Annotated in this window: 15 protein-coding genes; 14 read left to right on the top strand and 1 reads right to left on the bottom strand. The window is 33.8% G+C overall.

The features are described from left to right. Positions 1 to 210 precede the first annotated feature (210 nt). Complete coding sequence (locus tag IRZ83_RS14185; protein WP_029272598.1) at positions 211 to 1,251, bottom strand: GntR family transcriptional regulator; 1,041 nt, start codon at positions 1,249 to 1,251, stop codon at positions 211 to 213. 388 nt (positions 1,252 to 1,639) lie between these two features. Here IRZ83_RS14185 and rhaT point away from each other — a divergent pair, with 388 nt between their 5' ends. The 14 genes from rhaT to IRZ83_RS14115 all read left to right on the top strand — a co-directional run bounded on the left by rhaT (position 1,640) and on the right by IRZ83_RS14115 (position 21,066). Then, entirely contained in the window at positions 1,640 to 2,710 is a 1,071-nt protein-coding gene (gene rhaT, locus IRZ83_RS14180; protein WP_029272597.1) for an L-rhamnose/proton symporter RhaT, read from the top strand. A 27-nt stretch (positions 2,711 to 2,737) separates the two neighbouring features. After that, on the top strand, positions 2,738 to 4,879 hold the full coding sequence (locus tag IRZ83_RS14175) for a bifunctional rhamnulose-1-phosphate aldolase/short-chain dehydrogenase (protein WP_029272596.1): 2,142 nt from the start codon (positions 2,738 to 2,740) through the stop codon (positions 4,877 to 4,879). A gap of 197 nt (positions 4,880 to 5,076) precedes the next feature. Beyond that, a complete protein-coding gene (locus tag IRZ83_RS14170) occupies positions 5,077 to 6,351 on the top strand; it encodes a TIM barrel protein (protein WP_194569720.1) in 1,275 nt (424 codons plus the stop codon). Positions 6,352 to 6,491: 140 nt separating this feature from the next. Beyond that, complete coding sequence (locus IRZ83_RS14165; RefSeq protein ID WP_029272594.1) at positions 6,492 to 7,853, top strand: FGGY-family carbohydrate kinase; 1,362 nt, start codon at positions 6,492 to 6,494, stop codon at positions 7,851 to 7,853. Between the two features lie 78 nt (positions 7,854 to 7,931). Continuing rightward, positions 7,932 to 8,669, top strand: coding sequence for a (Fe-S)-binding protein (locus IRZ83_RS14160; RefSeq protein WP_194569718.1), 738 nt, complete (start codon positions 7,932 to 7,934; stop codon positions 8,667 to 8,669). 155 nt (positions 8,670 to 8,824) lie between these two features. Beyond that, on the top strand, positions 8,825 to 10,192 hold the full coding sequence (locus IRZ83_RS14155; RefSeq protein ID WP_194569716.1) for a glycoside hydrolase family 28 protein: 1,368 nt from the start codon (positions 8,825 to 8,827) through the stop codon (positions 10,190 to 10,192). Between the two features lie 44 nt (positions 10,193 to 10,236). Then, positions 10,237 to 11,640 carry a lactate utilization protein B gene (locus IRZ83_RS14150; protein ID WP_194569713.1) on the top strand — a complete coding sequence of 468 codons (1,404 nt, stop codon included), beginning with the start codon at positions 10,237 to 10,239 and terminating at the stop codon, positions 11,638 to 11,640. Continuing rightward, on the top strand, positions 11,630 to 12,217 hold the full coding sequence (locus IRZ83_RS14145) for a lactate utilization protein C (RefSeq protein WP_194569711.1): 588 nt from the start codon (positions 11,630 to 11,632) through the stop codon (positions 12,215 to 12,217). The genes IRZ83_RS14150 and IRZ83_RS14145 overlap by 11 nt, the downstream gene beginning before the upstream one ends. A 582-nt stretch (positions 12,218 to 12,799) precedes the next feature. Beyond that, positions 12,800 to 13,141: a hypothetical protein gene (locus IRZ83_RS14140; protein WP_194569709.1), complete on the top strand. Its 342-nt coding sequence runs from the start codon at positions 12,800 to 12,802 to the stop codon at positions 13,139 to 13,141. A gap of 504 nt (positions 13,142 to 13,645) precedes the next feature. Then, positions 13,646 to 14,062, top strand: a complete 417-nt coding sequence (locus IRZ83_RS14135; RefSeq protein ID WP_194569707.1) for a hypothetical protein — start codon at positions 13,646 to 13,648, stop codon at positions 14,060 to 14,062. A gap of 569 nt (positions 14,063 to 14,631) precedes the next feature. Further along, on the top strand, positions 14,632 to 15,030 hold the full coding sequence (locus tag IRZ83_RS14130) for a hypothetical protein (protein ID WP_194569705.1): 399 nt from the start codon (positions 14,632 to 14,634) through the stop codon (positions 15,028 to 15,030). 289 nt (positions 15,031 to 15,319) lie between these two features. Then, positions 15,320 to 15,673, top strand: a complete 354-nt coding sequence (locus IRZ83_RS14125) for a hypothetical protein (protein ID WP_194569703.1) — start codon at positions 15,320 to 15,322, stop codon at positions 15,671 to 15,673. A 522-nt stretch (positions 15,674 to 16,195) separates the two neighbouring features. Then, complete coding sequence (locus tag IRZ83_RS14120; protein WP_194569701.1) at positions 16,196 to 17,857, top strand: T9SS type A sorting domain-containing protein; 1,662 nt, start codon at positions 16,196 to 16,198, stop codon at positions 17,855 to 17,857. A gap of 5 nt (positions 17,858 to 17,862) precedes the next feature. Further along, positions 17,863 to 21,066: a hypothetical protein gene (locus tag IRZ83_RS14115; RefSeq protein WP_194569699.1), complete on the top strand. Its 3,204-nt coding sequence runs from the start codon at positions 17,863 to 17,865 to the stop codon at positions 21,064 to 21,066. Positions 21,067 to 21,070 lie beyond the last annotated feature (4 nt).

Here is a 21,070-nt window from a genome sequence, read left to right as displayed (position 1 = left end):
CAAGAGGTTTTGTTGCAGACACACACAGCAGTGCGTCTATCGCATTTTATGAACACAACATTATCATTTCGAGGAACGAGAAATCATACTAGAAACACTACAAAGAATGGCGAAAAGCTGTGTAGATAAACAAGTGTGATTTCTCGTTCCTCGAAATGACAAACGATGCGGAAAAGCCTTAGAACCTTAGTATCTTAGAACCTTAGCCCCTTAGATAGAATTTCGATCAATAAAATTAAAAGGCACTTTAACCTGACCTTTTTCTTTGTTCAAAATCATTCTCGCAGCGGTTTCTCCCATTACATTGAAATCGGTTGACATTACGGTTATTCCTAAAAGCTCTTTAAGTGGTGTGTCGTTATAGGAGATCACGCCAATATCTTTGCCTAAAACATATTCTTCATCGCGAATCTGTTTCATTAAATTCACTAGGTCAGATTCTTCAATAGTAATAAACAAATCACCTTTTTTAAGAATCATATCATCGTAAACTTCGCTTAGAATCTCAAAATTGATTTCATGTTCTACACAAAATTTTCTGAAACCATGCAGGATCCTGCGCGGATAAGGATAAACTGCTTTTTCAGGATATACAAGAATTAGTCTTTTATATTTTGATATTTTCGAAAGCCCTTCTTTTAAGGCGTTATAAATATCATTTTCAAAATCCTGATAAATCTTGATAATTTCGCCTTCCATTCCAAGTTTTATATTATCCATTAAAACGAGCTTTTCGTCAGGAATTTTCTGGATTGCTTTGGCTACTTCATCGGTAAAACTTAAATGTTTTAACTCATCCGTTTTAAAATGGGTTGTAATAACATAGTAATCGTAAGCGCCTTCAAATTTGTCTAACAAATTCAAAAACAGCGTTTCGTCGCAATGATAAATGTGCAGGTCTGTATGGGCATTGGCTCCCAGTGTATTAATAAAAGAGCTGTAGGTTTTCATCTTATATGCGCTCACTTTATTAATTAAAAACAAAATATTTACTTTCGATTCTAATTTAGTTCGCGTGATGTAATATCCTTTTCCTCTGATTGAAGAGATAATTTTTCGCTCTTTTAAGATATTATAAGCCTTTTCAACAGTATCCCGCGACATATAAAACTCTTCGCTGAAACTGTTTATGGATGGTATTTTTTGATTTATTTTTAGATTTCCATTGGCAATATTCTGCAGGATTGAATCTACAATCTGCTTGTACTTAGGAACCCTGGAGTCTTCATCTATTTTTATTAGTTTAATCATTTTGTAGGTTCTTGCAAATTATGCTGAAATTTTCGGGACATAATTCTGAATTATAATTTGTATTCAAAAGGTTTATATAAAACCTGAAAAATAAGCGGTTTTGGTACTTTTCTCACAAAAGCATCAAAATTAAATAAGGCTTATTTTATGTTTTTGCTGATTTGTTTATTTATGGCTTATCGAGGATATAATAATTACGAAATCGATTGCTAAAATAGAAATTTTAAATTTATATTTCGACTTTAAATGCATTCTTCTTTGCAATAATCTTCGCTTTTAACATAATTGCAAAATCATAAAGGATAGTACAGGACAGTTTTCTTTTTTACATTCTCTTATTTTACAAAACCAGATTAACTATCAAATAACCACAAACTAAAATTATTAAATGGAATCATTACTCGGTATTATTTTTCACTCCATAGGAGGTTTTTCTTCCGGCAGTTTTTATATGCCTTTCAAAAAAGTTAAAAATTGGGCTTGGGAAAGTTACTGGCTCGTAGGAGGTTTTTTCTCTTGGCTGATTGTACCGCCAATTGCTGCATATTTAACTATTCCAAATTTTACCGAGATTATTGTTCATGCTGCTCCGTCTGTTAAAGCGTTAGCATTCATAATGGGATTGATTTGGGGAGTAGGTGGACTTACTTATGGTCTTGGCGTTCGCTATTTAGGAATGTCATTAGGAAACTCAATTACTTTAGGATTCTGTTCTGCTTTTGGAGCTTTAATTCCCCCCATTTATTATCATTTCAATACAGTCGAAGGCAAAGAATCAATTAGTGATATGTTTTCGAATTCAGGTGGACAAATGGTTTTGGCTGGAGTATTGATATGTATTATAGGTATTGCTATTTTAGGAAAAGCAGGAATGCTGAAAGAAAAGGATTTTGCAACGGGTCATGAAGATAAAGACAAAGATTTTAATCTGGTAAAGGGGTTGATTATTGCTATTATATCAGGTGTTTTAAGTTCATTCTTTAACTTCGGAATCGAAGCGGCTAAACCAATGGCTGCTGTTGCAAATGAGGCTTGGAAATTAGCAAATCCAAATCAGGGGGAATTTTTATTCCAAAATAATGTAAGTTATATTGTTATACTCTGGGGAGGATTAACAACCAACTTTATCTGGTGTTTATACCTTAATTTCAAAAACAAAACTTTCTCAGATTATGTAAATACACAAACGCCAATTGCTAAAAATGTTATGTTTTCAGCCATCGCGGGAACAATGTGGTTTTTGCAGTTTTTCTTCTACGGAATGGGTGAAAGCAAACTAGGAAACGGAGCTAGTTCATGGATTCTCCATATGTCTACAATTATCTTGACCGCTAATTTCTGGGGATTCTATCTGAAAGAATGGAAGGGCGTTTCTAAAAAAACATTCCGAACTTTTTTATGGGGAATTGGATTGATTATGCTTTCGATCGTAATCGTTGGAATCGGAAATTCATTGTAATACAGTAATAAAAAAATAAACAACCAAATGTCGAATATAAATACAAATAATATGAATTTTAAGCATGTAAGCTATCTTTGGGATGAGGCTAAGGCGGCAGCATTGGCAGGAGATGAAGTAGGGCTTTTTATTTATCGCTCTAATTTATTAGGAGCCGATTTAAGATTGACAAACTATGGAGGCGGAAACACTTCTGTGAAAATAACAGATAAGGACCCATTAACCGGAGCAAGCTCTGAAGTTATGTGGATAAAAGGTTCTGGTGGAGACATCGGAACATTAACAAAATCAGGCTGTGCGGCACTTTATTTAGACAGGCTTCGCAATCTTGAAAATGTGTACAGAGGAATTGAATTTGAAGATGAAATGGTAGAGTTATTCAACCACTGTATTTTCGATTTAGCGTCAAAAGCACCTTCTATTGATACGCCTTTGCACGGATTTTTGCCTTTCAAACATATTGATCACCTTCATCCTGATGCGGCAATTGCTATCGCTGCTGCAAAAGATGGAGCAAAAATTACCGAAGAATTATTCGACGGAGAAATTGGATGGGTAGGATGGCAGCGCCCTGGTTTTGACCTTGGACTTCAATTAAGAAGCTGTTTGGAAGAAGCTGAAAAGAAAGGAAAAAAACTTCGCGGTATCATGTTAGGTTCTCACGGTTTATTTACTTGGGGAGATACGGCTTATGAAAGTTATATTAACACGCTTGAAGTAATCGAGAAATGTGCTGATTACTTAGAAAGCAATTACGGAAAAAAACGTCCCGTTTTTGGAGGCAAGAAAATCGAAAGTCTTCCAGAAGCTGACCGTAAATTAAAAGCAGCAAAAGTAGCACCAATTTTAAGAGGTTTCTGTTCTTCAGAACGTCAAATGATTGGACATTATACAGATGATGCAAGAGTTTTAGAATTCATTAATTCAAATGATCTGTCAAAATTAGCACCGCTTGGAACTTCTTGCCCGGATCACTTTTTAAGAACTAAAATCAGTCCGCTTGTTTTGGCATTAGACCCAAACGAAGATTTATCAGATGTTGATGCTGTAAAAGCAAAATTAACACCTGCTTTTGAGGCGTACCGTGCTATGTACAAAGACTATTATAATGCATGCAAAAAATCGAATTCGCCTGCAATGCGTGACCCAAATCCGGTGGTGATTTTATATCCTGGAGTTGGTATGTTCACTTTTGCAAAAGATAAAACAATGGCACGTTTGGCCTCAGAATATTATGTAAATGCTGTGAATGTAATGAAAGGTGCTGAAGCAGTTTCAGAATATACTTCGTTACCGCATCAAGAAGCATTTGATATTGAGTATTGGTTATTGGAAGAAGCTAAATTACAGCGTATGCCTAAACCAAAAGCCTTATCAGGAAGAGTGGCTGTAATTACAGGTTCTGCCGGCGGTATTGGTAAAGCGATTGCTAAAAAATTCGCTCAGGAAGGTGCTTGTGTAGTAATCAACGATATTAACGAAGAGCGTTTAGAATCGGCTACAGCTGAATTTATTACGCTTTTTGGAAAAGATGCTGTTGCCAGTACATTATTAAATGTTACCGATGAAGTAAGTACAGAAAAAGCATTAGATCAGGCATCTTTAGCTTTTGGAGGTGCTGATATTATTGTAAACAATGCTGGAATCAGTATTTCTAAATCAATAGCTGAACATACACTTGAAGAGTGGGACAGATTATATGATATTTTGGTAAAAGGACAATTTATTGTTTCTAAAGCCGGAATCGAAGTAATGCGCAAACAAGGATTTGGCGGCGACATTGTAAACATAGTTTCTAAAAATGCTGTTGTGGCTGGACCTAACAATCCTGGATACGGTTCTGCAAAAGCGGCTCAAGCACATTTAACACGCTTAATGGCAGCCGAATTAGGCGCTGATAAAATTCGTGTAAACACCGTAAATCCTGATGCAGTAATATCAGACTCTAATATTTGGTCTGGAGGATGGGCAGAAGGGCGCGCAAAAGCATACGGCGTTACTGTTGCTGAATTGCCAGCTTACTACGCAAAACGTACGTTATTAAATGAAATTATATTGCCGGATGATATCGCAAACGCTTGTTTCGCTTTCGTTGGAGGTTTACTTGGTAAATCAACAGGAAATGCCTTAAACGTAGACGGCGGTGTATCAATGGGCTTTTATAGATAAAATTGTTTAGTTTTTTTTAAGTTTGTTTAAGCAAAAGTGGTTTTTTGTAATATCTAACGTTCGATAAGTTTTCGAACGTTAGATTTTTTAAAATTATAGAAACTGCTCTTAAGCAAATAATAGAATAAATAATAAAATAAAACACGGGCACAATTATAGAATGTTATACATTGTATGCTCTATTAAAATTTACTACTATGCTAATCCAATCAACCACTATAGCATCTCATAATGATGATTTGCTAAAAAAACATCAAAATAAATTAGTTTTCACAGCATCAGAAATTGCAAATACAGAATCAATAATTCAAAAATTAATTGATTTTCAAATTGCAATTCCATCTTGGGCTTTAGGAACTGGAGGAACAAGATTCGGACGTTTTCCGGGAGGCGGAGAACCGCGGTCATTAGAAGAAAAAATCGAAGATGTTGGTTTGCTTCATGCGTTAAACAATGCTTCTGGCGCTATTTCGCTTCATATTCCTTGGGATATTCCTACAGATTATAAAGCAATCAAAAACCTTGCTGCACAACACGGATTAAAGTTTGACGCCATGAATTCGAACACTTTTCAGGATCAGGCTTCTCAGACAAATTCGTATAAATTTGGTTCACTTCAAAATGTAAATAAAGCGGTTCGTAAAGAAGCGATCGCTCATAATATTGAAGTTATTCAGCACGGAATTGAGTTGGGATCTGAATCATTAACCGTATGGCTAGCTGATGGATCTTCTTTTCCAGGACAGTTAAACTTCCGTAAAGCGTATCAAAATACTTTAGAAAGTCTTGAGGAAATCTATGATGCTTTGCCTTCAAACTGGAAATTATTTTTAGAATACAAATGTGCTGAACCTAACTTTTACTCTACAACAGTTGCAGATTGGGGTCAGTCGTATTCATATGTTCAAAAATTAGGAGATAAAGCACAGACTTTAGTCGATTTAGGACATCATTTGCCAAATGCTAATATTGAGCAAATCGTTTCATTATTATTAATGGACGGAAAATTAGGCGGTTTTCACTTTAACGATTCAAAATACGGAGACGACGATTTAACTGCTGGAGCTTTAAAACCCTATCAATTATTTTTGATATTTAATGAGTTAGTTGAAGGAATGGATGCAAGAGGAATGAATCACGCCAAAGATTTAGGCTGGATGATCGATGCATCTCACAATATAAAAGATCCTTTAGAAGATTTACTTCAATCTGTTGAAGCAATTATGATTGCGTATGCTCAGGCACTTTCTGTAGACAGAAAAGCGTTAGAAATTGCACAGCAAGAAAATGATGTTGTTAAAGCACAGGAAATTCTTCAAAATGCTTTCCGTACAGACGTTCGCGCACTAGTTGCTGAAGCTCGTTTGCGTTCTGGAGCAGCTTTAAATCCGGTTGAATTATATCGTTCTCTTGCGGTTAGAAATAATTTAATTGAAGAAAGAGGATTAAAAACAATGGCTACAGGATTATAATTATGAATTGTAAATTATGAATTATGAGTTATGAGTTATGTTGGTGTTAGCCATAATAAATTTGTAACTCATAATTCTCAATTCATAATAATCCGCATTCAAAATTCACAACTCACAACTCACAATTCACAACTAATTAAATGAATGTAGTAGCAATTTTTGATATTGGTAAAACAAACAAAAAGGTATTTTTATTCGATGAGAATTATAAAATTGTTTGGGAAAAATCAGTAAATCTAGATGAAACTGTTGATGAAGATGGTTTTGCCTGCGAGGATATTGAAGTGCTCAAAAATTGGATATTAGATCGACTTTCGGAAATTAAAGAAAGGACAGATTATGTTCTTAAAGCAATAAATTTCAGTACTTATGGCGCTAGTTTTGTTTATATAGACGGGCACGGAAAAGTATTGACACCGCTTTATAATTATTTAAAAGATTATCCGGCAGATTTAAAAACTGGTTTTTATAATAAATATAAAGGCGAAGAAGTTTTTGCTGTAAAAACGGCTTCTCCTGTTTTAGGAAGTTTGAATTCTGGAATGCAGATTTACAGACTGAAAGAAGAGAAACCCGAATTATTTGAAAAAGTAAAATATTGCCTGCATTTGCCGCAATATTTGAGTTTTCTTTTAACGAATGAAGCATACGCCGATATTACAAGCATTGGATGCCATACTAATCTTTGGAATTTCAAAAAGATGAAATATCATAAATGGCTTAAAAATGAAGGCATTTCAGATAAGATTCCGCCGCTTCATTACGGGAAAGATATCATTAAAAAAGAAGACGGATTAGCAGTTGGAGTAGGGCTTCACGACAGTTCTTCGGCTATTATTCCATATACAATCAATTTTACAGAACCTTTTGTTTTATTGTCGACAGGAACTTGGAGTATTTCATTGAATCCTTTCAATACAAAACCTTTGACTTTTGAAGAGTTACAGCAAGATTGCTTGTGTTATATGCAGTATACAGAAAAGCCCGTAAAAGCGGCGCGACTGTTTTCTGGCAATGAACACGAAATTCAAGCGAAAAGATTGGCAACACATTTTGATGTTCCGTTTGATACTTTTAAAGACATTTATTTTGATAAAAAAATAGTTTCGAATTTAAGAGCGCTCAATTACCAGATTGTGTATCCAAAGAAATATGATTTTGATATTTTGAAGGAATGCCCTTTTCAAAAAAGAGATTTATCGTCTTTTAAAAGTTACGATATCGCCTATCATCAATTGATGCTTGATCTCGTTGAACAACAGGTTTTTTCGACTAATTTAGTGATTCATAATAGCCCTGTAAAGAAAATTTTTGTAGATGGCGGTTTCAGTAAAAATTCAATTTTTATGAATTTGCTTGCAGAGGCTTTTCCAGATGTTGAAGTTTACGCAGCGTCAATGGCACAGGCGAGTGCATTAGGTGCGGCGTTGGCCATTCATCAAAACTGGAATCCAAAACCAATCCAGAATGATTTAATTGATTTGAAATTTTATAAGCATTAATTAACAATTACGATTTAAAAATTAAAATCTGCTCAATCTGCAAGATCTGCGTGAAAAAATTAAAATAATTACCTTGTCATGAAAATCGGACTTTTTATACCGTGTTATGTTGATCAATTTTATCCAAAAGTTGGAATTGCAACCTATGAACTTTTACAGAAATTAGGCTGCGATGTTCACTTTCCGATGGGACAGACTTGTTGTGGCCAGCCTATGGCAAACAGCGGTTATGAGCATTTAACGAAAGGCTGTGATGCGAATTTCATTTCTAATTTTGCTGGATTTGATTATATTGTTTGTCCGTCAGGAAGTTGTGTTTTGCATGTTAAAGAACATTTACACGACGAAAAAATGGAAGTTGTTGCGGCTGAAATGCGAAAAAGAGTATTTGAATTAACTGAATTTATAACGGATATTCTCAAAATAGATCATATCGACGGAAGCTTTCCGTACAATGTAGGAATGCATGTCAGCTGTCACGGTCAACGCGGATTAAAGCTTTCGCAGATGACCGAATTAAACGCGCCATTTTTCTCTAAACCTGAACAATTATTGCATAACATAAAAGGTTTGAATTTGGTTTCTTTATCTAGAAAAGACGAATGCTGTGGCTTTGGCGGCACTTTTTGTGTAACTGAAGAAGCAGTTTCTGTTAAAATGGGTCAAGACCGAATTAAAGATCATGAAAATCACCATGTTGATTATATAACCGGCGGCGATATGTCGTGTTTAATGCATTTGGAAGGAATTCTGAAAAGACAGAAAAGCAGCATTAAAACGATTCATATTGCGGAGATATTAAATTCAATGGCATAACAATAAATTTAAACACATAGGAACATAGATTTTCTTTGTGTAAAAAAGATTAAAATAAATGACAAATCATTTACACATAGCTCTGTTTTTTCAAAAAAGCGAACATTCTTTTTAAGTTATAAAAACTATGTTTCTATGTGTTTAAATATAAAAACATGAAAAAAATAATTCTTTGTCTAACCCTTTTGCTTTCGCTTCTTTTTTTATCATTTAAGAAAGGTCAATCTTCTGTAACACAAACAGAAGTTACTGTAAAGGCACCATTTGAAATGCCCACAATCAAGATTCCGAATTTCAGCAATTGCAAAGAATTTTCAATTGTAGATTTTGGTGCTGTAAAAGGCGATAAAAATAAAACTTCAGATGCGATAAATACAGCAATTGCAAAAGCCAATAAAGCGGGCGGAGGTACGGTAGTAATTCCAGAAGGTGAATGGCTTACGAAGAAAATACACTTTAAAAGCAATGTAAATTTGCATTTGAATAAAGGCGCAGTTTTGCTTTTTTCAGAAGATCCAAAAGATTATTTACCGGCTGTTCGTTCGACTTGGGAAGGTTATGAATGTTACAACTACTCGCCGTTGATTTATGCGTATCAATGTAAAAATATTGCCATTACAGGCGAAGGCGAATTAAAAGCGAAAATGGATGTCTGGACAAAATGGTTCGCGCGGCCAAAAGCACATATGGAAAGTCTGAAAAGATTGTACTATCTGGCTTCTTATAAAAAGCCTGTGGAAGAAAGACAAATGGTAAATGATACGGCAAATTTGCGACCTCATTTTATTCAGTTCAATCGCTGTGAAAATATTTTAATGGATGGTGTTAAGATAACAAATAGTCCATTTTGGACAATTCATCCGTTCTTGTCAAAAGATGTTGTCCTTAGAAATTTAAAAGTTTATGCCCACGGACATAATAATGACGGCGTTGATCCAGAAATGAGTCAGAATGTATTAATTGAAAATTGTGTTTTTGATCAAGGAGATGATGCTATTGCAATTAAGTCGGGATGTGGTATAGATGCTTGGAATCTGCATACACCTTCAAAAAATATTGTAATGCGCAATTGTACTGTTAAAAACGGACATCAATTGGTTGCCATAGGAAGTGAACTTTCGGGCGGAATCGAAAATGTTTTTATAGATAATTGCACTGTCGTGGATGGGGCAAAACTGAATCATCTTTTATACATCAAAACAAATGAAAGAAGAGGCGGTTTCGTCAATAATATTTATATGACAAACATTACATCGGGTAAAATTGATGCAGGAATTCTAGGTATAGAAACCGATGTTTTGTACCAATGGCGTGATTTGGTTCCAACAATTGAACGACGCCTTACGCCAATAAAAAATGTGCATTTAGAAAATATAAAAGCGACTGACGTAAAATTCATTTCGAGAATTCAAGCTCAAAAAGAACTTCCGGTAGAAAACATTTTCTTGACCAATGTAACTGCTGATAATGTTCAAGGCGAGAAAGCAATTCATGAAAATGTAATAAATTTTGACAGCAAATAAAGATTTTAAAATTCCAAACTCGTTTTATATTAAACTATTAAAAGATGTCTTCAGAGAAAATAATAGAACATAGTGAAGCTGCTGCGCGTTTTAACAAAGATGTAAAACGGGTAGACTGGCATGATGAAACGCTTTGGTTTGTCCGTGAGAAGCGTGACAAGGCAGCACATCAGATTGAGGATTGGGAATTGCTTCGAGAAACGGCTTCGAAAATTAAAAATAATGTGCTTTCTAATATTCACGATTATTTAGTTGAATTTGAAGCAAATGCGCAGAAAAACGGAATCATAGTACATTGGGCCGCCGATGCAAAAGAACATAATGAAATTGTGCATTCGATATTAGAAAAGCACCATGTAAAGCAAATGGTAAAATCAAAATCAATGCTTACAGAAGAATGTCACTTAAATGAATATTTGACTGAAAAAGGCATTGATGTAATCGATTCAGATTTGGGAGAACGTATTGTTCAGTTAAGAAAAGAACCGCCAAGCCATATTGTTTTGCCTGCCATTCATCTTAAAAAAGAAGATGTAAGCGAAACTTTTCATGAATATCTGGGAACAGAAAAAGGAAATATCGATCCGCAATATTTAACCGAAGCTGCTAGAATACATCTTAGGGATACTTTTTTAACCCGAAAAGCATCTTTGACCGGAGTTAACTTCGCTATTGCCGAAACGGGTGAATTTGTGGTTTGTACAAACGAAGGAAACGCAGATATGGGCGCACATCTAGCAGATGTTCATATCGCCTGTATGGGATTTGAAAAATTGATTCCACAACGAAAACATTTAGGTGTTTTCTTGCGATTATTAGCCAGAAGTGCCACTGGTCAGCCTATTACGACTTTTTCAAGTCATTTTAAAAAACCAAGAGAAGACAAGGAAATTCATATTGTAATTGTTGATAACGGAAGAAGTACGCAGTTAGGAAGAGAAGATTTTAGAAATTCATTAAAATGCATTCGTTGCGGTGCCTGTATGAACACTTGTCCTGTGTACAGAAGAAGCGGCGGACACAGTTACCATAATGCAGTTGCGGGACCAATTGGAGCCATTCTCGCACCAAATCTAGACATGAGCAAAAATGCCGATTTGCCTTTTGCCAGCACACTTTGTGGTTCCTGTACAAATGTTTGCCCAGTAAAAATCGACATTCACGATCAATTGTATAAATGGCGTCAGGTTTTGGTAAAAGAAGGCCATACACCAACATCTAAAACTATTGCGATGAAAACAATGGCGACAGTTTTAGCGAATCCGACTATTTTTAATTTAGCAGGAAAATCGGGAAGATTTGTAATGAAAAATGTACCGGGATTAGTAAATAACAAGATGAATAAATGGTACGATCAGCGCGAAATGCCAGAAGTTCCAGAAGAATCTTTTAGAGAATGGTACAAGAAAAATTCAAGAGAAGCAAAAGCAAAAGACAATGAGCAGTAAAGCCGAAATATTAAAAAAGATAAAACAGAATCAGCCTGATTTTGTGACTGATTTGCCAAATTTAAATGCATTAGGTTCTGAACAGTTTGATGTTTTGCAAACGTATAAAACGGTACTAAAAAACATTGGAGGAGATTTTGTTGAAGTGGCCAGTTACACCGAAATAATTGATTTTCTTAAAAATAATTATTCACTCGAAAAGAGAATCATAAGCATGATTCCGGAACTATCTGAAATTGCAAATTTAGATTGGACGAATGACGATGCGCATTCTCTTGAAAATGTAGAGTTAACGATTATAAAAGCACATATTGGCGTGGCAGAAAACAGTGCCCTTTGGGTAACTGATGATCTTTTAGGACAGCGTGTTTCGCCTTTTATTGCTCAATATTTAGCCATTATTGTCGATAAAAACAATATTTTACCAACTATGCATCAAGCTTACGAACACATAGCAAATCAGGAATATGGTTTCGGAACTTTTATTGCCGGACCTTCAAAAACTGCAGATATTGAACAGTCTTTGGTGCTGGGTGCACATGGTGCAAGGGGATTAGTTGTTTTTTTGTTGACTTAATATTTTAGATGTTCAAAATCTACCAAAGATGTTTTAGATGATTTATAAAAGTATGATTTGAAATTCAATCAAATCAAAAAGAAGCCTAGAAAATCAACATATTTTCTAGGCTTCTTTTTGATAAATATTTAATGATTTTCTCCTCGCTCCGCGAAGAGTTCCTTTTTGAAGCTGCGCAAATGTCTCTGACTTTGCGCATTTTTTTTGCCTGTTAGAAATTGTAAACGTTATAAAGTCTCCTGAATTTTACTAACTCTTCTAATAAAAGGTTTAGATGAGTTCAGTTTTTTATTATAAACGGTATTTTTTATAATTTATATTAAATTTGGTTTAAAGTCAGAGACTTTTTCGCGTTTTCGTTTTTATATTTGATTTTGTAAATGTGTCGCAAAGTCAGAGACATTTGCGCAGCGCTGACGATGAAGACTTTGCGGAGCGGAGAATTAAATCAAGGCCATACGTCTAACCCACATGGACTAGCTGATGAAGTGAATAGAATACTTTATAATAATATTAGATATAAAGAAGAAGCTATTAGAAAAATTAATGAAGCTTTAAAAAAATAAATTAAATACAAAAGCCATGGAATATAACACCAATGAACTTTTTTATTATTTAAATCAATCTATATCAAAAGATATAACCTATAGAGAGTTATCAAATTTATGCTTAGCATTATTTTGTACCTGTAGTATTTTGCCTGAAAGATTTGAAACAACAATTATTAACAAAGAAAAATTAGCGATAATATTTTCTAAAATTGCAAAAGACAAAAATATTCTTTCTTATCCACCAACAGCTTCATTTTATGGAGCTTCATTTCATGACACACATAGTGAAGGACATTGGTTAGAGGTAATGGCTAGTGTATTGAAATTAGCACGAAAACCTAATATTGAAGAAGCTCAAAATTTACTTGTCTAAAACTCGATGGTTCGGAAATCGCAAAATAAAGTCCCCCCGCTCCGTGAAGAGTTCCTTTTTAAAAGCTGCGCAAATGTCTCTGACTTTGCGCATTTTTTGCCTGTTAGAAATTGTAAAAGTTATAAAATTCTCTTTACTTTTTACTAACTCTTCTAATAAAAAGGTTTAGATGAGTTCTGTTTTTTATTATAGAATGAACAAACTGTATTTTTTATAATTTATATTAAATTTGGTTTACAGTCAGAGACTTTTTCGCGTTTTCGTTTCTATATTTGATTTTGTAAATGTGGCGCAAAGTCAGAGACATTTGCGCAACGCTGGCGATGAGGACTTTGCGGAGCGGGGGGTAATAGAGGAAAAACTGATTGGAAAGGATTTGCAGTTTCTGGCGGATACGCGCCAGGATTGAAATTTGGAGCAAAATGGGGGGTATCAGATTATAGTTTTGCTCAATGGGCTGGCACTAATGGTAAAATCTATACTCGTCGCTAAAAATAAATTACTATGACTATCAAAATTAAAATAAATGACTACTATAATGATGAATTAATTTTATCCCATTTAAAGCATCATTTAATTCAACAAGGTATAAGCGAGGTTTTAGTTTTAAATAATAAACTCCTGCTTAAAAACAAATTCTTTAATACTCAAAGTAGAATGAATCGCTTTGCTTATATTAAAGATGGCTATCTTTACACTCGTCACTTTGAAACATATGGAATGCTTTATTACAAATATTCTAATTTTAAATTTCCATTATATATATTTTTTGCTTTATTATTCGTAAGTTTTTTTTGGAAAATCTTTAGGATTTTTACTTTAATCTTTTTTATTATTACTTTTCTTAATCAATTTATTTATCACTTAAGACAAAAAAACTTTATAAAGAAAAAAATTTCAGAATTTATGTCAAATAATTAAATTTGATTATTTATTAAGGTGATGTGATCGTCTCGCCCACTGGCACAAGCGTCCCTCTCGCGAACACAAACAGAATTGACAATTAAGAAGAGAATAAAGTAGCTTAGAAAATATTTTCTATTCAAAATTTAACAACGAAAAAGAGCAACTCATTTGAGTTGCTCTTTTATTTTTTATAATAAAAAATATTATTTTCTTCTCCCTCGCTCCGCGAAGAGTTCCTTTTTAAAAGCTGCGCAAATGTGTCTGACTTTGCGCAATTTTTTTGTCTGTTAGAAATTGTAAACGTTATAAGTCTCCTGACCTTTTACTTACTCTTCTAATAAAGGTTTAGAGGATTTCTGTTTTTTATTATAGAATGAACAAATTGTATAATTTACATTAAATTTGGTTTAAAGTGAGAGACTTTTTCGCGTTTTCGTTTTTATATTTGATTTTGTAAATGTGGCGCAAAGTCAGAGACATTTGCACAGCGCTGGCGATGAAGACTTTGCGGAGCGGGGGGAATGGTAAATAAACCGGGCACAAATAATCTATTTATTGAAATGAAAAAGTAAAATAAAATTATAATGAAAAAAATAAGATTTTTTATGGCAGTATTCTTTATCTTTTTTTTAAATATCACAGAGGGACAAATTATAAAACCAACCTCGTATAGATTTGAAGGAAAAGTAGAAAGTCCAAAATTTAGCACATATAATGTAAACATATTAACTCTAAATGTGGATAAAACATATAAGATTATATTCCAAACTGATGGATCGAAAAAGTTGGCGAGAAAAAATATTATTCGCGAAACAGAAATTGAAGAAGGTACTTGGAATATCAAAAGTTCAATATTAACTCTTTTATCCAATAATAGTAAGCAAGAATTAATATTTTCTTTAAAAAACAATAAAAAATTAACGGTTATAATTGATGACGTCGAAACGTCGTCTTTGGTTTGGGAAAAAATTGATAATAATTAAAGTATAATTGGATATACTGCCGCTCCGCGAAGAGTTCCTTTTTTAAAAGCTGCGCAAATGTCTCTGACTTTGCGCATTTTTTTGCCTGTTAGAAATTGTAAACGTTATAAAAGTCTCCTGACTTTTTACTAACTCTTCTAATAAAAGGTTTAGATGAGTTCTATTTTTTATTATAGAATGAACAAACTGTATTTTTATAATTTATATTAAATTTGGATTTAAAGTCAGAGACTTTTTCGCGTTTTGCGGAGCGGTGCAAACAATAAAAAAGTTATAACGAAAAAATAAAATGAAAGAAAATCCACATCTAATAATTTTTAAAAGCGCATTAACTAAACAAGTAGATCTAAGTAGGTCTAGGGTTTATCACATTAAATCATTTGAATATACGGAGTCCAATATGATGTTGTTTAATAAAAACAGAGATAACAGTAATTTTTATAACATTCTTGATAAGATGCAATATAATTCACAATCAAATAATGTAGACCTTTATTATGTTGTAAATCTAGAAGGTCAAAATGATATATATATGATCTCTGACCCGCTAGAATTATATGAGAAAGAGTATGTAATAGAAAAGTATTGTGGCACGCTAGATGAACGCGTTATGGGATTAAGTACGGTAAAACAAATCAATTAATAAAGCCCCCCGCTCCGCGAAGAGTTTCTTTTTAAAAGCTGCGCAAATGTCTCTGACTTTGCGCATTTTTTTTGCCTGTTAGAAATTGTAAACGTTAAAAAAGTCTCCTGACTTTTTACTAACTCTTCTAATAAAAAGGTTTAGAGGATTTCTGTTTTTTATTATAGAATGAACAAAATGTATTAATATTAAATTTGGATTTAAAGTCAAAGACATTTACGCAACGCTGACAATATAGACTTTGCGGAGCGGAGGTAATATTTTAGATGTTCAAGATCTACCAAAGATGTTTTAGATGATTTATAAAAGTATGATTTGAAATTCAATCAAATCAAAAAGAAGCCTAGAAAATTAACGGATTTTCTAGGCTTCTTTTTGATAAATATTTAAATGATTTCCTCCATTTTATTGGGCTTTTAAAAAAGTTAAACACAAAATGTGGAAACCCGTAAAAATTTAACAAATTAGTAAATTAGATTTGCGTACGAAATTAAATTTAACAACTGTTTATCCTAATTGTGTATGAAAAAACTTTACCTATTTTTTTCTCTTTTTTTACCACTTTTTACTTACTCTCAAGATATACTTTGGGAAAAATCATATGGCGGAACTCATGCAGATTATCTTTTTGATGCACAGCCAACTGCCGACTATGGTTTTATTTTGGCAGGAAGTTCTGTATCAGATAAAACAGGAAATAAAACAGACGATAATCATGGAGATCTTGATTACTGGATCTGGAAAATGAATGAAAAAGGTGAACTCGACTGGCAGAAAAGCATTGGAGGAAATGGTTTTGATTTGCTTCAAAGTATTAAAGGCACAAAAGATGGAGGTTTTATTTTAGCGGGTACTTCAAGCTCGGGAAGTGGTTTTCAAAAAGGCGAAGACTGTAAAGGAATAACTGATTTTTGGGTAATAAAATTAGATGCATCCGGTGGAGAACAATGGCAGAGAACAATAGGAGGAAATGGCCAGGATGAATTACTATGTGCCTTTCAAACGAAAGATGGAGGCTACATTTTAGGAGGTTCTTCAAGCTCAAATCCGCCGTCACTTTCAAATACTAAATCTGATGGAAAAACAACTGCAACAGCAAAAGCCGACTTGTATAATAAGTCTGAAAAAAGCAGAGGTAATATGGATTACTGGGTTGTAAAACTTAGTAAAGATGGCGCTATCGAATGGCAAAAAACGTACGGTGGACAATATGCTGATCTGTTGCGAAGCATGGAGCAGACGACAGATAATGGATTTATTCTGGCAGGTTATTCAAATTCACCAATTTCTGGAGAAAAAGCAGACAATAATAAAGGCGCTGGAGATTACTGGATTTTAAAAATAAATGATACAGGTGAAATTCAATGGCAAAAAACCTACGGAGCAGATGGAGACGATCAGCCATATGCAATTCATCAGACAATTGATGGAGGTTATATTATAGGCGGTAACTCTAACAGTACAAATGCATTGACTCCACAGGGTGGTATTGTAAGCAACGGAACCGACTTATGGCTTTTAAAAACAGATTCTGAGGGAGCCGTCGATTGGAGCAAAACCTACGATTTTGGGAAAGTCGACATTTTAACTTCTTTGGTTGAAAATTTAGACCACAGTTTTTTAATTGGTGGTTATGCCAAAACAGAAGCTAGCAAATCTGCAGCAGGTGCTCTTGCAAAGGCCGTTGGAGCAGGAGGTGATAAAGACGGAGTGAATGACTATATAGCACTTAAAGTGGATGAAAAAGGCGAGGAAATTTGGACCAAAACTGTAGGCAGCAGCGGAGAAGATATTCTCAGAAAGTTAATTGAAACCCGTGATGGCGGTTACCTGATGGCTGGAACTTCTAATTCAAACTCTTCAAAAGATAAAAATTCGAATATTGGCAGTAATGATTTTTGGGTTGTAAAATTAAAAGACAAAGCAAAAATCGAGAAAATAAAAGCCAGTATCGAAGCGATTCCAAACCCAGTTAAAACGTATACAAACGTCATAATCGGCTATGATTTTAAAGAAGGAACTGCAACTCTGGTAGATATTTCAGGACGCGTATTGCAAGAATTCGCAATTTCTAGCAGGACAGTCCCAGTTGACTTAAGCCGATATTCTGAAGGAATATATATCATTAACATCAAAACGGATGTAAAAACAGAGTCTGTAAAAGTTATTAAATCAGTTAATTAAAGAGAATGAAAATAAAAATACTATTCTTAGTCTTTGCCATTTTTTGCATGAACAATCTAAATGCTCAGCACAGTTCGGATGAAATTCAGCCTAATTATATTCCACCATCTCCTGCTACAGCCAGCTTAGGCAATTTTGGTAATATTCCTGTCGGATTAAATACTGGAAAGCCTAACATTAATTTAGAAATATTTAATCTAAAAGATGGAAATATTTCTGTTCCTATATCAATAAATTACAGCTCCAGCGGAGTTGCTGTTGATGCGGCATGTTCCCAATTAGGGCTTGAATGGAGCTTAATAGCTTCGGGAGTTGTCAGCAGACAAGTCAACGGACTGGATGATTTTAAATTTGCATTTTATTCACCTGATCCAAACACAACTGATTTTTGTAGTCCTAGTTCCGTATTGGCACAAGGAATTATGAACAGCAATACAGAAAAGGATATTTTTAATTATAGTGCTTTCGGAATTTCAGGCAAATTTATTTTTGATGGAGACAATATTGTCCAAATCAACCCAAATAAAAATAAAATAGAATTATTAAATCAGACATTTTCAGATGGTTCGGTGCATAAGTTTTTTAAAATCACTGATACCAGTGGTAACGAATATTATTTTGGTGATAATGAAACTTCACTTGAATGGTCAAATAACAGAAATTTATGCGGTGCTCCCGCACAGACGCCAAGTCATACAGGATGGTATTTAACTAAAATAAAAAAAACAGATGGAACGACTGCTTATTTTAAATATAATTTAAAATCATTTGATTTTACGCAGGCTTATTCTCAAAATGCAAAAGCTGTTGGAGGAATCCTAATCAATGATGCAGCTGTTGGATTACCTTGCGTCAGCAGTGCTGTAAACCATACTATTCCTTACCTTGAAGAGATTGATATTAATGATAAAAAGATAGTTTTCGAATATCAAAAACTTGATTCTCATACCGAAGATAGTAATCAGTTAACTAAAATTACAATTTATAAAAATGCAGTTGATATTTTAAAAACCTTTGATTTTAGTTATTATCTTATTCAGAGAAACAATAGTTCAGACGTACTAAATCAATATACTACAACTGCGGGTTTAGATACAAAACTGATATTTTTGAAAGAAGTAAAAGAATTTACGGCTGACAGAGTTTCTAATATATCAAAGTTTTCATTTGAATATTATAATCCTGAACAACTCCCTCCGAGATTTTCATTTTCTAAGGATATTTACGGTTATTACAATGCTGCTAGTAATATAGATTTTGTTTATAATAACTTGAATGAGGAGAATGGAGATTTTTATAAAGCATTTTTACTGGCCAGTGCTAATAGAAATGCCAATCCAAATACAGTTTATTATGGTATGCTTAAAAGTATTACATATCCGACTAAAGGAAAAACAGAATTAGTTTATGAGCCTAATTCAGTTAATATTGACAAAAAATTTTATCCTCCATCAACAACGACTGATGTAGCTTATCAGGCAACTGGTGGATTATTTGCAAACATTACGGTATCAGAACCTATTACAATTCCTTTTAATCAAACAATTACCTTAAACGGGATTGCTGACTTTTATCCAACTCCAGGACAAAACTGTACTTATGCTGACAGTCATGGAGCAGCATGTACAGTGGAGTTAATAAATATGGCTAACAATACAGTCGTGAAATCAATATTAGCAGAACCTAAAATCTCGGTTAAAGTAGATTTATTAGCAGGAACAACTTATCAGATACGAGTTACAACAAGGGGTGCATGTGTAAGTACTTTTGCATCTCTGGTTTATCACAAAGATCCCGTGTATACCATGAGAGTTAACGAGCCTGTTGCTGGGGTTCGGGTAAGCAAAACATTAGATTATGATGATAATGGGAAAGTAATAACTAAAAAATATTATTATGGTAGTTTAGAATGCTTAAATTGTAGTACAGGAAGTTTTGCTACAATAAATCCAGCAGCTGAACCAAGCTATGATGCGAAACCTCTAGCTAATAATTCGGGTAATTTATACACCATGTATTCAGGTCCCAAAAGCCCACTATCTTGCTTTGATGGAGCAATTCTTACATATGGAAAAGTAATTGAATCTTATGGAGAAAATTTTGAAAATGGGGGAGTGCTTCATATTTTTGATAATAATATGGATGAGCCTCCAGCATCAACATGCGGTGACTTCATTAGAGGAGGAACATATTCAAATGGTTTCTACAATGGCGAGATAAGTAATTTAACTTTTAGAAAACAAGGCAGTACTATTATTCCAATTTCTTTAGAAGAAATGGTTTACAATCATAACTCTTCTTTAGATGTTGCATTTAATAATTTTTTTGGAGGACTTGCGTATACTTTGAATCTTCCATACGGCGGATATACAGATTATTTCTATAATTTTAATATTTATCAAGTTAGAAGCCAATGGCATTACTTGTCTCAAAAGAAATCAACAGTTTATGATTTAAACGGGTTAAATCCAGTTACAACTATTACCAATTTCAATTATAATAATCCCAATCATTTACAGCTGACATCACAGACAACTACAAGTTCAGATGCTAAACTTATAGAAACTAAATATTTCTATGCTCAAGACACTGAAATGTCGAATAAACCATTTGTAAATGATTTGATTGCAAAAAATATTGTTGGTGCTCCGTTAGACACTCAGTCTTTTAAAGCTGGAAATAAATTATCTGAAAAATTAACTGTTTACGAAAACAGTATTGCAACAAATAATTTACTGCTTCCGAAATCTATTTATGCAGCCAAATTTCCAAATGCATTGCCAAGCATTGCCAATCTTGGAAATCTAGAGAAAAAAATCACTTTCGATAAATATGATGATAAAGGAAATGTACAGCAATACACCTTAGAGAGCGGTTCAAGTGTAACTTTTATCTGGGGATATGGCAAGACGCAGCCCATTGCTAAAATCGAAAATGCAACTATTGCAGAAGTTGCAACTGCTCTGGGAGTTTCAGATCTAAGTACTGTAAACGAATCAAATTTTACAGCCATAAATAATTTGCGCACTGGTTTGCCGAATGCAATGGTTACCACGTACAGTTATTTGCCACTGGTTGGAGTTAGTACTATAATTGATCCTAAAGGATATAAGACAACATACACGTATGATAATTTTAACAGATTAGAATTTGTTAAAGATCAAGACGGAAAAATCCTTTCTGAAAATCAATACCATTATAAAAACTAACCCA

The organism is Flavobacterium sp. JLP (assembly GCF_015350755.1).
Taxonomy (GTDB): Bacteria; Bacteroidota; Bacteroidia; order Flavobacteriales; family Flavobacteriaceae; genus Flavobacterium.
This window is presented reverse-complemented; position numbering and strand designations above follow the sequence as displayed.